Annotated in this window: 10 protein-coding genes and 1 tRNA gene; 8 read left to right on the forward strand and 3 right to left on the reverse strand. The window is 45.6% G+C overall.

The features are described 5' to 3' along the window. The first annotated feature begins 212 nt into the window (after positions 1–212). From ACPYIV_RS20355 to ACPYIV_RS20365, 3 genes are all read left to right on the forward strand, one after another. Complete coding sequence (locus ACPYIV_RS20355) at positions 213–2,216, forward strand: tetratricopeptide repeat protein (protein ID WP_425884841.1); 2,004 nt, start codon at positions 213–215, stop codon at positions 2,214–2,216. 112 nt (positions 2,217–2,328) lie between these two features. Continuing rightward, positions 2,329–5,511, forward strand: coding sequence for a TonB-dependent receptor (locus ACPYIV_RS20360; RefSeq protein ID WP_301703975.1), 3,183 nt, complete (start codon positions 2,329–2,331; stop codon positions 5,509–5,511). 6 nt (positions 5,512–5,517) lie between these two features. Beyond that, entirely contained in the window at positions 5,518–6,729 is a 1,212-nt protein-coding gene (locus ACPYIV_RS20365) for an ectonucleotide pyrophosphatase/phosphodiesterase (RefSeq protein ID WP_425884844.1), read from the forward strand. A 73-nt stretch (positions 6,730–6,802) separates the two neighbouring features. Here ACPYIV_RS20365 and ACPYIV_RS20370 read toward each other — a convergent pair whose 3' ends face one another. Beyond that, positions 6,803–7,018 carry a winged helix-turn-helix domain-containing protein gene (locus ACPYIV_RS20370; RefSeq protein ID WP_186929045.1) on the reverse strand — a complete coding sequence of 72 codons (216 nt, stop codon included), beginning with the start codon at positions 7,016–7,018 and terminating at the stop codon, positions 6,803–6,805. Between the two features lie 154 nt (positions 7,019–7,172). Next, positions 7,173–7,245: transfer RNA gene (locus tag ACPYIV_RS20375), tRNA-Glu, on the reverse strand. A gap of 262 nt (positions 7,246–7,507) precedes the next feature. Between ACPYIV_RS20375 and mutA the strand changes: the two genes are divergently transcribed. The 3 genes from mutA to ACPYIV_RS20390 all read left to right on the forward strand — a co-directional run bounded on the left by mutA (position 7,508) and on the right by ACPYIV_RS20390 (position 13,036). After that, positions 7,508–9,370 (forward strand): methylmalonyl-CoA mutase small subunit, encoded by a 1,863-nt coding sequence (mutA, locus tag ACPYIV_RS20380; protein ID WP_425884846.1) that lies wholly within the window; start codon positions 7,508–7,510, stop codon positions 9,368–9,370. Between the two features lie 12 nt (positions 9,371–9,382). Then, entirely contained in the window at positions 9,383–11,530 is a 2,148-nt protein-coding gene (gene scpA, locus ACPYIV_RS20385; RefSeq protein ID WP_425884848.1) for a methylmalonyl-CoA mutase, read from the forward strand. 87 nt (positions 11,531–11,617) lie between these two features. Then, entirely contained in the window at positions 11,618–13,036 is a 1,419-nt protein-coding gene (locus ACPYIV_RS20390; RefSeq protein WP_425884850.1) for a S41 family peptidase, read from the forward strand. 16 nt (positions 13,037–13,052) lie between these two features. On the opposite strand, the gene ACPYIV_RS20395 is transcribed toward ACPYIV_RS20390, so the two are convergent. Beyond that, positions 13,053–14,171, reverse strand: a complete 1,119-nt coding sequence (locus tag ACPYIV_RS20395) for a Card1-like endonuclease domain-containing protein (RefSeq protein WP_425884852.1) — start codon at positions 14,169–14,171, stop codon at positions 13,053–13,055. 123 nt (positions 14,172–14,294) lie between these two features. Between ACPYIV_RS20395 and ACPYIV_RS20400 the strand changes: the two genes are divergently transcribed. Continuing rightward, positions 14,295–14,633, forward strand: a complete 339-nt coding sequence (locus ACPYIV_RS20400; RefSeq protein ID WP_425884854.1) for a hypothetical protein — start codon at positions 14,295–14,297, stop codon at positions 14,631–14,633. Beyond that, the gene (locus ACPYIV_RS20405; protein ID WP_293740906.1) at positions 14,624–16,090 is read left to right on the forward strand and encodes a glycosyltransferase family 2 protein; all 1,467 of its coding nucleotides are present in this window, start codon (positions 14,624–14,626) and stop codon (positions 16,088–16,090) included. Before ACPYIV_RS20400 ends, ACPYIV_RS20405 begins: the two co-directional genes overlap by 10 nt. Positions 16,091–16,249: the final 159 nt, after the last annotated feature.

Raw genomic sequence — 16,249 nt, forward strand, 5'->3', positions numbered from 1 at the left:
ATTACTGATATAAAGCACCTGTATTGACTACAGATTGCGCGGATATCCAAGTTCAGGATACGCAGTGTAAGCTTTCATAATGATTTTTATTTGATATTATTTTGATATCACAAAGTAAAGCAAAGTTCCGGACTTCAGCAAATAAATTATGAACTTTTTATGAGCAGATATATAAAATATTCTATAGCTTTGTCTACTCAAAAATAACACGATTGGAATTTCAGTTAGATACAGATAATAAGGAGTTTCAGGATGCCCTGCAACTGATCACTCATACGCGCCAGTCCGTCTTCCTGACCGGGAAGGCCGGAACGGGTAAATCCACGTTCCTGAAATACATCTGCGCCCATACGAAAAAGAAATATGTCGTATTGGCACCGACAGGGATCGCGGCGATTAATGCGGAAGGGGTGACGCTTCATTCTTTTTTCAAGTTGCCCTTTCGCCCGATGTTGCCCGATGACCCGGATCTGAGCCTGAAGAACGGCCGGATCTTCGAGTTCTTCAAATACAGGAAAGAGCACCGGAAGTTGATCTCGAAAGTGGAACTGATTATTATCGATGAGATTTCGATGGTGCGGGCGGATATCATAGATTGTGTCGACCGCATCTTGCGTGTTTTTTCGGGTAATATGCGTTTGCCGTTCGGAGGAAAGCAGTTGTTGTTTGTCGGCGACGTTTTCCAGTTGGAGCCGGTTGTCCCTTCCGACCAGAAAGAAATATTAAGGCTTTTCTATGCCAGTCCGTTTTTCTTTTCGGCCCGTGTCTTCAAGGATATAAACCTGGTCCCGATCGAATTGCAGAAAGTGTACCGGCAGACAGATCCGGTGTTTATCAATATCCTGGACCGCATCCGTAACAATGCTGCCCGTAAACAGGAGTTGGACACTCTGAATGCCCGCTATTTTCCGGATTTTACCCCTCGCAACGAGGATATGTACATTACGCTCGCCACCCGGCGCGACCAGGTGGATTTTATCAACGAGCGGAAACTGGCGGAATTGCCCGGCGATGAGTTTGTTTCCCGCGGCAAGATCGAAGGCGATTTTCCCGAATCGTCATTGCCTACGCAACTGAACCTGTCTATCAAGGAACAGGCCCAGGTTATCTTTATTGATAACGACCGCGATCGCCGTTGGGTAAACGGTACGATCGGCATGGTTTCGGGGATCGACGAAAGCGGGAATATTTATGTCTTGCTCGAAGATGGGCGCGAATATCTGGTCGAACCGACTTCCTGGCGTAACTATAAATATAAGTATAACGAAAAGGAGAAAAAGGTGGAAGAGGAGATTGTCGGTACTTTCGAACAATTGCCGATCCGCCTTGCCTGGGCGATCACTGTGCATAAGAGCCAAGGGTTGACCTTTAGCCGTGTCGTTGTGGACCTGACGGGTGGTGTTTTTGCCGGTGGACAGACATATGTCGCTTTAAGCCGCTGCACATCTCTGGAGGGTTTGGTCTTGAAAAGCCGGATTTCTCCGCACGACATCTTTGTGCGGAAAGAAATTGTCCAGTTCAGCCAAATCTTTAATGACCAGCAACTGATCGAAAAGAGTTTGCGCGAAAGTGAAGCGGAATTGTTGTATGCACGCGCTACGTACAGTTTTAAAGCCGGGAATGTGAAAGATACGGTCGAGGCCTTTGCCGCCGCCGTCAGCAAGCGCAACGAACTGGAAAAACCGGAGGTGCAACGGTTGCTCCGTATGAAATTGCAAACGATGAATAGCCAACGGGCACAAATCAAGAAACTCCGGGAGGAGATACATGCCCAGCGGGAGATTCAGAAAGAATATGCCCACGAATATTATTTGATGGGAAACGAGTGTATAACGAAAGCCCATGATCCGAATGCGGCTATCCGTTCTTTCGATAAGGCGCTCAGGCTTTATCCCGAATTTGTGGATGCCTGGGTGCGTAAAGGGGTGACTCTTCTCGATCTGGGTGACGGTTTCCAGGCGGTTACTTGCCTGAACGAGGCCGTGCGCCTGAACCCGAAATCGTTTAAAGCGCGTTATAATCGTGGTAAATCTTATCTTCAACTGAAATATTATGACGAGGCTGTTTCTGACTTTATGAAAGCTGTCGACCTGAAACCCAAGCATGCCGCAGCCCATGAATATCTTGCTGAAGCATTCCTGCATACAGGGGAGGAGGAACTGGCACGCCAGCATCAGGATATTGCCGACGAGCTCCGCAATGGGAACGGTAGTTGATGTAATGTCGTTAATTTTATACAGAAATATAATAAAAACCTGATTATAAGGTTGTATATTTGCAGTGTAATGTTAAATATTGTAGAGGGTATTCATTTAAACAAATTTCTGTATGAAAAAAGTTATTTGCTTTTTTGTATTTATTTTGATGTGCATAGGTTTCTCTGTGCAGGCTCAGGTGACAACTTCTGTACTGAGTGGAAAGGTTATCGATGATCTGAATGAAAATGTGATAGGGGCTACGGTGGTTGCGGTACACGAACCGTCCGGAACTATGTATGGCGCGGTTACGAATACGGATGGCCGTTACACGATCCAGGGAATGCGTACCGGTGGACCTTATAAAGTCGAAATTTCTTATGTCGGTTATAAAAAAGCTGTTTTTACGGATATCAGGTTGGAACTGGGTAATACGTACACCCTGAATGCTACCTTATATCCCAGCTCCGAACAATTGGGTGAAGTCGTTGTGACAGCAGATGCAAAAGCGAATATCGGTGCGTCCGAAAACTTTTCCACAGGAAAGATACAGGGGACTCCGACTGTCGACCGTAATATATATGATATAGTAAAGAACATGCCGATGGCCATGACCTCCAAGAATGGGGGAATCTCGTTTGCCGGCTCGAATAACCGTTATAACAGTTTCCAGATCGACGGTACGGTGAGCAATGACGTGTTCGGGTTGGCTGCATCGGGTACGAACGGCGGTCAGACGAATGCCAATCCTATTTCGATGGATGCTATCCAGGAAATCCAGGTGGTTGTCGCTCCTTTCGATGTCCGCCAGAGCGGCTTTACCGGAGGTGGCATCAATGCCATTACCAAACAGGGTAACAATGCATATCATGCATCGGTCTATTCCTATTTTACAAATGAAAGCCTCTACGGAAAATACAATGCTTATAAAGATAACATAAAGGATAAATTGACGGAGCAGTCTACAAAAACTTTTGGCGGGACGTTGAGCGGTCCGATCATCAAAGACAAACTGTTTTTCTTTGCCAATGCTGAAAATCGTAAGGAGTCTTACCCGTCCCGTTTTTATGCCGGGTATGACGAGAAAGGCTTCTCTGCCGATATGGCGCAGAAAATAGCCGATAAGTATGAAGAATATACCGGAATCCGGGAAAGTTTCGGGTCACGCGATGTTGATCAGAGAGCCTTTAATTTCTTAGGACGTATCGACTGGAATATCAACCGGAACAACAAATTAGCTTTCCGCTATCAGTTTAATAATTCATATGATGATATCTACAGCCCGTCGAGTACGACTTATTTCTTTAATAACAGTGGCTACCGGATGAAGAACAAAACGAATTCGTTTGTGGCGGAATGGAACTCCCATCTGACCAATTCCCTGTATAATGAGTTTCGGGCAAGTGTAACTACTGTACGTGACGAGCGCCAAGTGGCTTATCAGGGACCGAACGTAAAGATTAACGGGAGCGATAACAGTGGAACGAATAATACGACGATCAATATCGGTACGGAGTATTCTTCCGGAGCAAACGCCCTGGATCAGGATATTTACACCTTTGAAGACAACCTCTCCTGGTATAAAGGAAATCATACGATCACTTTTGGTACGCACAATGAAATATTCCGGATGAAGAACTTGTTCATCCAGGCGGTTACCGGTTCCTGGGAGTTCGGTTCGATGGATGCATTCCTGAATGACAGCCCTTCGAAATATGTATTCAAATATACGGACCCCGATGTGACAGGCGGTAACTATCGTTATACGCCCATCATCAAAGCCGGTCAGTTCGGGTTCTATGCTCAGGATAAATGGGATATTGCCAATAACTTCTCGCTGACTTACGGTTTGCGTTTCGATATTCCATTATTGTTTAATGATCCGACTGTCAATAACGAGTTCAATGAATATGCGGCAAGTAAAAATATTAAGGAAAGAGTCGGTGAAATGCCTGGTGCCAAAGTGATGGTTTCTCCTCGTGTAGGTTTCCGTTGGTATACGGATGACAGCCGGACAACCTTGATCCGTGGCGGGCTTGGATTATTTACGGGACGTGTTCCTTTTGTATGGCTTTCCAATGCTTACAATAATACGGGGGTTGAACAGAAAGGTACGACTATATTTGCATCCGGCGCAACTTCTGCTCCTTCTTTGGGACAATATGCGAACGATCCTATCGGCGCAATGAATTCTCAGAAGGGAAATCCGGCAACTCCTGATGTTGTAACGGTGTCGAAAGGTTTTAAATATCCGCAGGTATTCCGTGTGAACCTGGCTGTGGAACGTGTGTTGCCCGGTGACGTGAGAATGACGTTGGAAGGACTCTATTCCAAGACATTCAATAATGTATATTTTGAAAACCTGGCACTGTCGGACAATGGCAAAGTATATGCTGTTCCGGGCGTGGAGGCTTCGGCTGCGCCATATTATGCCGTTGATAAGAAATATTTCAGTATCACTAATCTGAAAAATACGAATGATGGTTATACCTATTCCTTATCCGCTTTATTAGAAAAAAGTTTTAACTTCGGTTTGGATCTGGCTGCATCTTATACGTTCGGACATTCCAAATCGGTGTATGACGGAACGTCTTCTGTTGCTTATTCTAACTGGAAATATAATTATACCGTTGATTCGAATAATCCGGGTTTGGCTTATTCTATGTTTGACATTCCTCACCGCGTAATGGTCTCTGTCGGTTATAGAACTCCCCATTATGCCAATGGGCTTATGGCAACGACTGTTTCTCTTGTTTACAACGGATATGTTGGACAGCGTTACAGCCTGACGATGAACGAATCTTATTATGACGCAGAGAAAAAGAAAACGGTTTATATCGACTATAATGGTGACGGTTTTGGTGGAAACTCTTTGCTGTATATCCCGACTGAAGACGAACTGCAGAAGATGGACTTCAAGACAGAAGAAGACCGCCAAATGTTTAACGAGTGGATCGAGGGCGATAGCTATGCAAAGAAACATCGTGGGCAGTATGCTATGCGTAACTCCAATTCCGCTCCGTGGGAAAACCGGGTCGATCTGCATATAGCGCAAGATATTTACGTATTGAAAGCACGTGATAGCAAATTCCAGGTGACATTCGACGTGACTAACTTCGCCAACATGTTGAACAAAAAGTGGGGCGCTTCCTATTCTGCTGTTTACAATGTTATGCCTTTGCAGGTGATCGGCAATAAGAAAGGAGAAGATGGAAACTATGTGAACACGTATGCTTATAATTCGAGAAATACAATCGTGAAGAACGATATCTTATCTCGCTGGCATGCTCAAATCGGTGTCAAATATATTTTCTAATATTAAATGTACAGATTTCTGACTGTAATATTGGTGGGCCTCATTTCGATAATCTATTTGTCGATATCGGGATGTACGGCCCATTCGGGGAAAGAACATTATGTTGTTGTCCTTTCTATGGACGGTTTCCGTTCCGATTATCCGTTACATGCACATACGCCGACACTGGATTCTTTAGCGCGGGTAGGGGTGAAAGCTGCTTTTCGCCCCAGTTTTCCGAGTGTCACTTTCCCAAACCATTACAGTATGGCGACAGGCTTGCATCCGGATCATCACGGATTGGTGAATAATTTCTTTTATGCTCCCGATCTGGATAGCGTTTATATAATGGGGAATCCGAATCCGGCCTTCTTCGGTGGTGAACCGATCTGGAACACGGCGGAAAAACAGGGTGTCCGGACCGCATCATTCTATTGGGTCGGTAGCGAATATCCGATACAGGGACGCCAGCCTTCCATCTGGAAACCATTCGATAAGAATGTCCTCTTTTCAGACCGGGCGGATTCGGTGATTGCCTGGTTGCAACTGCCCGAGAAAGTACGTCCGCATCTGGTCATGTGGTATATGGAAGAACCGGACGGAATCGGGCATAAGGCAACTCCCGATTCATCGGCAACCCTTTCAATGGTTGAACATTTGGACCGGATATTAGGAGACTTCTTCGCTAAAGCCCGTAGGTTGGATATCTTCAATCAGATTGATTTTATCATCCTGTCCGATCATGGCATGGCGACTTATTATCCGGAGAATTATGTGAATCTGAATGACTATCTGCCTCGTGACAGTTTTGATTATGTATTCGACGGAGTACCGACTTTGCTTTATCCGAAACCGACTTATACGGATAGCGCTTATGCAATCCTGAAGCGGGTACCTCATGTAACGGTTTGGAAAAAGAACGAGATTCCGGAAAAGTTCGTATATGGGAAGAATCCGCGTATAGGCGATTTGTTTGTATTGCCGGATATCGGGACGTATCTGCAATTCCGTTCCGAATCGCTTCCTGTATTTGCAGCTACACATGGATATGATAATTTTGCTCCGGAGATGGAAGCCATCTTTTATGCGGCAGGACCTTCCTTCAAGCAAAATGCGGAACTGCCGGTTATGGCGAATGTCAACTTATATCTGATAATTGCCCGTTTGCTGAATTTGCAGCCGGCTCCAAATGACGGGGATAGCGTGGTTGTTTCGACATTGTTCAGAAAATCAGAATAAAGGGATTCAAACCAGATGTTGCAGTACCTGCCGCCTGGAAGATGGCGGCAGGTACTGCAAACATCCCAATCGTTTAGAAATAACAATTCATTCCCGGAGAGAAAGCCAATTGGCTACTGGCGCTTTTTATTTCGATTTTGTTTTCCCTTGCCAGCCACCCGATAGCCGACCACAAATCAGCTTCCGTTAAAGCCGTTGCCTTTTTCAACTCCTCAAAACTCCAACACCCACCATCTAACAATAAATTGCAGATTGCTCCGGCATTTAATCCGATAGTCCCTTTATTCATGATAAACTTCATTTTATGTTATATGCTATGTAAAATATAAACAAAGCGCGAGGGATAAAAGATTTGTATGAAGTATGATTTTTATAGAGTTTTAAAGTCTTGTAAGAGATTTTCTAAAGAAGAAAAAGCCCGCAGGTAAACTGCGGGCTTTCTGTAGTGCGTCCGGGGATCGAACCCGAGTTTCCGCCGTGAGAGGGCGGCGTCCTAGGCCACTAGACGAATGCACCGATTGGGTCTTGTTAGACGATGCAAAATTAGTAAATATTTTATTCCGGTGTATCATTTGGGAATATTTTTTTGAAGAAAATGTTTATCTGCTGTCATTTGGGTATCAATTTCTTCCTATCTCCACTAAAAGGCGTTAAAAGAGGTATCAAATTCGTTTGTATTTCATTTGCGTTCAAGTTTATTTATTCTACCTTTGCCTTCTGTTATTGAACAATATACTATTGAACAATTACTAATACCAGTATTAAAATAACTAATATTATGGCAGAATTAAAAGAAAAACTTTTCTCAGAATTCGCACCTGTGTCTACTGAAGAGTGGATGGCGAAGATTACGGCCGACCTGAAAGGGGTTCCGTTTGAGAAAAAGCTTGTTTGGAAGACAGGCGAAGGATTTAATGTGAATCCTTTCTATCGTGCAGAAGACATCGAAGGTTTGAAGACGACCGAGTCTCTTCCCGGTGAATTCCCTTACGTTCGCGGAACAAAGAAGGACAACGATTGGAAGGTGCGCCAGAACATCGAAGTCACCTGTTTTAAAGGTGCTAATGAAAAAGCCCTTGACATCCTGAATAAGGGTGTAACATCTCTAGGCTTCATCATTAAAGGAAGCGACGTAAACGCTGAAAACATTGCTACCTTACTTGAAGGAATCTGTCCTGAATGTGTAGAACTGAATTTCAACACTTGTAACTGCAAGGCTGAAATGCTGATCGGTATTCTTGCCGACTACTTCAAAGGCAAAGGCGCAGACCTGGAGAAATGCAAAGGTTCTGTAAATTACGATCCGTTCAAGAAACCTCTGGTAAAAGGTAAGGGAAATGAAAACTGGGTGGAAGCTGCTATCGCTGTGCTCAAAGCGGGTGTTGCTCTTCCTGGTTACAAAGTGTTGGCAGTAAATGCCTTCTACTTCAACAATGCAGGTGCTTATATCTCTCAGGAGTTGGGCTATGCATTGGCATGGGGTAACGAACTGTTGGCTAAACTGACCGAAGCCGGCCAGGATGCTACGGAAGTTGCCAAGAAGATCAAATTCAATTTCGGTATCAGTTCCAACTACTTCATGGAGATCGCCAAGTTCCGTGCTGCCCGTTGGTTGTGGGCCGAAATCGTTGCTGCCTACAAACCTGCTTGCGATTGCGCTTGCAAGATGCATGTTCATGCACAGACTTCGGAATGGAACATGACTGTTTATGATGCTCACGTAAACTTGTTGCGTTCACAGACAGAAGCGATGTCTGCCGCTCTTGCCGGTGTCGATTCGATCACGGTTCGTCCGTTCGATAAGACATACCAGACTCCGGATGACTTCTCCGAACGTATTGCCCGCAACCAGCAGTTGCTGTTGAAAGAAGAATGTCACTTAGATAAGGTTGTCGATCCTTCTGCAGGTTCTTATTATGTAGAGGTCTTGACGAACTCTCTGGCTGATGTAGCCTGGAAGTTGTTCTTAGAAGTGGAAGATAAAGGCGGTTTTGGTGCAGAAGTCGCTTCCGGCGAAATCCAGAAAGCTGTTAACGCATCCAACGAAGCCCGTAAGAAAGCAGTTGCTACCCGTCGTGAAATCCTGTTAGGAACCAATCAGTTCCCGAACTTCAACGAAGTGGCTGCCGAAAAGATCAAAGAAGCTCCTTCCTGCTGTTGTGGTGGCGGTCACGATTGTGGCGAAGCTACTGTTACGGCTCTTGACTTCTCTCGCGGCGCTTCAGAATTTGAAGCTCTGCGTTTGGCAACAGAAAAGAGCGGCAAGACTCCGAAAGTCTTCATGTTGACGATCGGTAACCTGGCTATGCGTCTGGCTCGTTCTCAGTTCTCAAGCAACTTCTTTGCTTGTGCAGGATATAAGGTAATTGATAACTTAGGTTTCGATACGGTTGAAGCCGGTGTGGAAGCTGCTGTTGAGGCTGGTGCTGAAATCGTGGTTCTTTGCTCAAGCGATGATGAATATGCAGAATTGGCTCCTGCTGCTTACAAGGCTTTGGCCGGAAGAGCTGAATTTGTTGTAGCCGGTATGCCTGCTTGCATGGAAGACCTGAAAGCAGTGGGTATCGATCAATATGTAAATGTAAAGAGCAACGTGCTTGAAACATTGAAAGCTTTCAACGCAAAATTAGGAATCGCTTAAGTAGAAACAATTATGAGACCAAATTTTAAAAACATAGACATAAAGAATGCCGGTTTTGCAGCTACTAATGCTGCCGAATGGGCAAAGGCCAATGGCATCGAAGCCAATTGGAAAACACCCGAGCATATCGAGGTGAAACCCGTATATACTAAAGAAGACCTGGAAGGGATGGAACACCTGAACTATGCTTCCGGTCTGCCTCCTTATCTGCGTGGCCCGTATAGCGGTATGTACGCTATGCGTCCCTGGACGATCCGCCAGTATGCAGGTTTCTCTACTGCTGAAGAGTCCAACGCATTCTATCGTCGTAACCTGGCTTCCGGTCAGAAAGGTTTGTCTGTTGCATTCGACCTTCCGACACACCGTGGTTATGATGCCGACAACGAACGTGTGGTAGGTGACGTCGGTAAAGCCGGTGTTTCTATCTGTTCGCTGGAAAACATGAAGGTTTTGTTCGCTGGTATTCCTTTGAACAAGATGTCTGTTTCCATGACCATGAACGGTGGCGTTCTTCCTGTATTGGCATTCTATATCAATGCAGGTTTGGAACAAGGCGCTAAGTTGGAAGAAATGGCCGGTACGATCCAGAACGATATCTTGAAAGAGTTCATGGTGCGTAACACTTATATCTACCCGCCTGAATTCTCAATGAAGATTATCGCTGATATCTTTGAATATACTTCACAGAAGATGCCGAAGTTCAACTCTATTTCCATCTCCGGTTATCACATGCAGGAAGCAGGTGCAACGGCTGATATCGAAATGGCTTATACATTGTGCGACGGTCTTGAATATCTTCGCGCCGGTGTTAATGCCGGTATCGATGTCGATGCTTTTGCTCCGCGTCTGTCTTTCTTCTGGGCTATCGGTGTGAACCACTTCATGGAAATTGCCAAGATGCGTGCTGCACGTATGTTGTGGGCGAAGATCGTGAAGAGTTTCGGTGCCAAGAACCCGAAATCTTTAGCTCTGCGTACTCACTGCCAGACTTCAGGTTGGTCACTGACCGAGCAGGATCCGTTCAACAACGTAGGCCGTACTTGTATCGAAGCTATGGCTGCCGCTCTGGGTCACACTCAGTCTTTGCATACGAACGCATTGGACGAAGCTATCGCTTTGCCGACAGACTTCTCTGCACGTATCGCTCGTAACACTCAGATTTATATCCAGGAAGAAACAAAGATCTGTAAGGAAATCGACCCGTGGGCAGGTTCTTACTATGTGGAAACTTTGACAAACGAACTGGTACACAAAGGTTGGGATTTGATTCAGGAAATCGAAAGCATGGGCGGTATGGCGAAAGCTATCGAAACCGGTCTGCCTAAGATGCGTATCGAAGAAGCTGCAGCCCGTACCCAGGCTCGTATCGACTCCGGTATCCAGACAATCGTAGGTGTTAACAAATATCGCCTGCCGAAAGAAGATCCGATCGATATCCTCGAAATCGATAATACAGCTGTACGTAACGAGCAGATCGAAATGTTGAAAGATTTGCGCGCTAACCGTGATGAAGAAGCTGTTCAGAAAGCGTTGGCCGATATCACCGAATGTGTGAAGACTAAGAAAGGCAACTTGCTGGAATTGGCTGTTAAGGCTGCCGGCTTGCGTGCATCACTGGGAGAAATCTCAGATGCTTGCGAAGTTGTAGTAGGTCGTTATAAAGCAATCATCAGAACTATATCAGGCGTGTATTCATCAGAAACAAAGAAAGATGCAGACTTCCAGAAGGCTTGTGAGCTGACTGCCGAGTTTGCTAAGAAAGAAGGTCGCCAGCCGCGTATCATGATCGCTAAGATGGGTCAGGACGGACACGACCGTGGTGCTAAAGTTGTGGCTACAGGTTATGCCGATTGTGGTTTCGACGTGGATATGGGACCGTTGTTCCAGACTCCGGCCGAAGCTGCCCGCCAAGCCGTAGAAAACGACGTTCACGTGATGGGTGTTTCTTCTTTGGCTGCCGGACACAAGACTTTGGTTCCGCAGGTTATCGAAGAACTGAAGAAGCTGGGTCGCGAAGATATCATCGTGATCGCCGGTGGTGTTATCCCTGCACAGGATTATGACTTCCTGTACAAAGCAGGTGTTGCTGCCATCTTCGGTCCGGGTACTTCTGTAGCGAAAGCCGCTGTCCAGATCCTGGAAATACTGTTAGGTGAATAATAAAAAACGTAAGTTTTTCCAATAAAAACCGCGCAGTTTCCGTTAGGGAATTGCGCGGTTATTTTTTCAATTAATACAGATATGACAATGAAACAGAAGTTTGTTTTAGAGAAAACGACATTTGCCGTCCTCTTGGGATTGTTGGCAGTCCTTTTGCTGGTTCCGTCTTGTAAGACGGATGATAAAGTTCCGGATCTCTCCGATGAAGGAACAAATGACTGGATCTATAAGGTCATGACGGATTACTATCTGTGGAATACAGATATACCGGATAAGGGAAGCTTGAACTTTTCCCAATCTCCCGATAACTTCTTCAAATCATTGTTGTCTGACCAGGATGGTGTAAAGTACGGAGACGGATGGCTCACTTTTTCCCGGATAGAGAAAAAGAAAGAAGAAACGAAGTCCGTTACGGCATCCGATTCGTATGGGTTTGAGTTTGCATCCTATAAAGATAGTAAGACTGGATTTTATTATGCCTGGGTTATATATGTATTACCCGGTTCTCCTGCTGCCGAGGCCGGCCTGGAGCGTGGTGATTGGATTATTGCCGTAGGAAGCGATTCTCCGAACGTCACCAATACATCTGCATTCTATAGTGGTGGAGCCACAACGTTGTTGGTGGCCGATGCCGTTAGGGAAAATAATGTGATTACATTTCAGAAAAAGAAAGAATTGTCGATTGCCGCTTCCCGAGTTGTAGAAGATACACCTTTCCTGAAAGATTCCGTTTATACCATTAATGGCAAGAATATCGGCTATCTGGTGTATAACAGCTTTACTTCCGGCCCGGATGATGAGGGTGATGAGTATGACAACCGGATGAAACAGATTTTTGCGCAGTTCAAAGCGAAGAACGTAAACGAATTTGTGTTAGACCTGCGTTATAACCAGGGAGGTTTGGTAACCTGTGCCCAGCTTATGACTTCTCTTTTGGCTCCGGCCGATGCTTTGGGTAAAACATTTTGCATCATGGAGCATAACGAAAAGCAATCTAAAAGCAATGAAACATTGCTATTGAAAAAGAATGCCGAACTGGGAAATGCCAATCTGGACCTGAAACGCATTTATGTGCTGACCGGAAGTGTGACCGCATCTGCTTCGGAAGCCGTGATCAATTGCCTGATCCCTTACCTCACCCGTAGTAATATCACGATTATAGGGGGGAAAACGATTGGCAAACGGGTAGGCGGTAATACCTTTGGAACGAAGGAAGAATATGACTGGTTGTTGCATCCGATTACATTGCGCATTTATAATGCCGATCACAATGCCGACTATGCAAACGGCTTTGAACCGGACGTAAAGATAGAAGAGCTGGTTGTAGGAAATGAAATATTGCCCTTCGGAGATACGAACGAGATGCTTTTGAGCGAGGCTCTCTCCCGGATAACAGGGCTAAAGAGCCAGCCGGCGCGTGGAGAAAGCGAAGGCCGTATTTTGCTCGCCCCGTCGTCACTCGAAAGAAAGAAAACACAAGGCCTTATCTTCGAATCCGGAAAATAAGACCTCTTACATAAGTTTATAACTGAAGATCATCTGCCAGCTTGTCCAACCAGGCTGGCATTTTGTTTAAATAAGTACTTCGTTCAGTCAGGAAGTTCGGGGCGAAGAGATATATTTGAAGGTCTTTACATTTATCCCGCAAGCTCTCTTCCACCGGATAATAGCTGGCGAGTACGGCTTGCGAAATATCGCCTCCGTATGTTTCCCGTACCGCATCTATCTTGTAAATATCGTTTTGCGTGACATTGCCGGATTTACATTCTATGAAGATTAGTTTCTGTTGGTTGTTCAACAATACGTCTACCTCGTTCTTCGGATGCGTGTCTTTCTCGTTTGTCTGGAAAATAACGCTACGCCATACTTCAGGCGAGTTTTCCCGTTGCATGCTCCAGTTACGGACCTGGTTGGCAACCAGCGTTTCCCACCAACGCCCTTCAAAATAGAGCTGAGTCGCGTTGTTTTGATTGAGGCGAAGTAAAACATACTCTCTTAAAGTAATTAAGATAGAACCGTTTCTTTGTTTGAACCGTAAGTTGTTGGCAAAGATTTTGGAGGTCGGCAAACGGTTGAGTTGACGTTTACAAAAAATGCTGAAGAACTTTTGGATGCGGGCATGTTCCTGTGGATATTGTTCGATAAATTGCTTGATGCGCATGGAGGCTTTGACATCTTCATTGCTCAGTTTCTTTGCATCGTGATAGGCCGTGAGGGTATTTCCGCTCAGGCTGAGAATCTCGTCATTATTAAGTGTTGTTTGCAACGGATGGTTTTCGAACCGGCTGAGATGGACAATTTCGCCGTGTTGTGTCAGATAGAAAGCATCGGCTCCCGATTCTTTGGCAACGGTGAAAGCGGCAAATGCCATGACCTTCGTCCCTTCGGAAAGGTTGTATCTGAATTCGCCCTGATACTTCTGGTGGATCTGGCGACACACTTCAATTACGTTATTCCCGTTGTAAGGTTCTGTTTTGTAACGACTGCACCGGATGGAATCGGGTAGCAGGGAATACATGGGTGTTTCAATATGATTGGTGGCATCTGTGTAGAGCAGGTGAATATGGTCTGCTCCGAACTCTTTTATGCCATGATAGACCGAAGTTATGTCTTTTCCAAGTAGTATTATCTGGTGTTTCATTTGTTTTTATTTTTGATATACTTACAAAGATACTTTTCTCTTCCGGCAAAAGCTCATATTTTATCCTTATTTTTGCTATCGGTATAATGAAAAGGCCGTAAGAGTCTAAATAATAAAGAACAAATGACAGAAAAAAGAAAAACAAAGAATGCCGATTTGAATTTATCTCCGAAGGAAAAATCAATCTGTCCGGTTATTGCGAAAGGGAAAACCAAGTTGTCCAGGGCGCAATCTGAATATAATCGCTTGACCAAGAAGATTACAGCCTTGAAGGAGGATATCAAAGAATTGCCAATGCGTGAGAAAGTGATCATCGCTTTTTATGAAGAGAAAGCACGCAGCCTTTTTGAGAAGGAAAGCCAGTTGAAGTCTAAAAAACTGAAAATAGAAGAAGAAATGGAAGAATCGCTTATGGATTATTTCTTTGGTGACATGGATGATTTTGAAAAGATATGGAAATGATCGATTGCTTCATACCGTTCCTTTCGCCTGTCCGTGCCGGACAAACCGTGAAAGAATTGAGAGCCTGTAAAAAGGTGAAAAACATATACCTTTTATCTACCGTGCCGGATTGCGGCAAAGTGGAAGGGGGTGAGATCTTATATGTGGATTCGTTGAAGAGTACAGCCACTTGCCGGACAATCGCTTTACATGCAGATACGGATTATATCTTGGTATATACGGCCGGTACGGCATTCGAACTGGGGCTGTTTGCCTTGGAACGGATGTCGGCTATTGCCGGCGATACGGATGCCGGAATGCTCTATGCGGATCGTTACCAGGTAAAAGATGGGAACTATAAACCGGCTCCTGTCATAGACTACCAAAAGGGAAGCCTGCGCGATGATTTTGATTTCGGCTCCCTCCTGTTCTTTCGTTCATCTGTTTTGAGGCAGGCGGTTGAAGCGATGGATGCCGATTACCGTTTCGCCGGATTGTATGACCTCCGCCTTCGTGTGTCGGAGTTGTCCGAACTGGTCCATGTCAACGAATATTTATATTCGGAAGTGGAGTCTGATACCCGCAGGAGTGGAGAGAAGTTGTTCGATTATGTCGATCCGAAGAACCGGGCGGTACAGATCGAGATGGAGTCAGCCTGTACCGCCTACTTGAAACGGGTTGGCGGTTATCTCGCTCCGGACTTTGAACCGATAGCTTTCGATGCCGGTAGCTTCGAGCAGGAAGCCTCCGTCATCATCCCCGTCCGTAACCGCATCCGTACGATCGAAGATGCCATCCGCTCCGTGCTGGCACAGAAAACGACCTTCCGTTTTAACCTGATCATTGTGGATAACCATTCGACAGACGGGACTTCCGAGGCGATCGGAAAATATGCGTCTGACGAACGTGTGATCCATTTGATCCCGGAACGTTTCGACCTGGGGATCGGAGGTTGTTGGAACGTAGGGGTGCATCATCCGGCTTGCGGCAAGTTTGCCGTCCAGCTCGATAGCGACGATGTGTATAGCGGTCCGGATACGTTGCAGAAGATCGTAAATGCTTTTTACGAACAAAATTGTGCGATGGTGGTCGGAACCTACCGGATGACCGATTTCAAGATGGATGAAATACCGCCCGGAATAATCGACCATCGGGAGTGGACGCCTGAAAACGGACGGAACAATGCACTTCGTATTAACGGCCTGGGCGCTCCCCGTGCGTTTTATACGCCTGTACTTCGGCAGATCAATCTTCCGAATACCAGCTATGGGGAAGACTATGCCCTGGGTTTGCGTATCTCCCGCACCTGGCAGATCGGGCGCATCTACGACGTCCTGTACCTCTGCCGCCGTTGGGAAGATAATTCGGATGCGGCGCTCGATGTCGTGAAGATGAACGGACATAATACTTACAAAGACCGTATCCGTACTTGGGAGTTGCAGGCACGGATCGCTTTAAACGCTCATTCGTCCAATTGATAAACAACGAACGGGTCATCGTGCTAATAGGCCGTCATGACCGGTGTATTGGTCTTTGGGTCGATGGCGCAAAAAGCTGAAAAGTCCGGCAACTTGTATCGTTTGACCGGATTGCTCGAAGTTGAGCGTCCGGATGGTCCTTGCTTCCATATCCATAAA

It is taken from the genome of Parabacteroides vesiculifaciens, assembly GCF_049860805.1.
GTDB lineage: Bacteria > Bacteroidota > Bacteroidia > Bacteroidales > Tannerellaceae > Parabacteroides.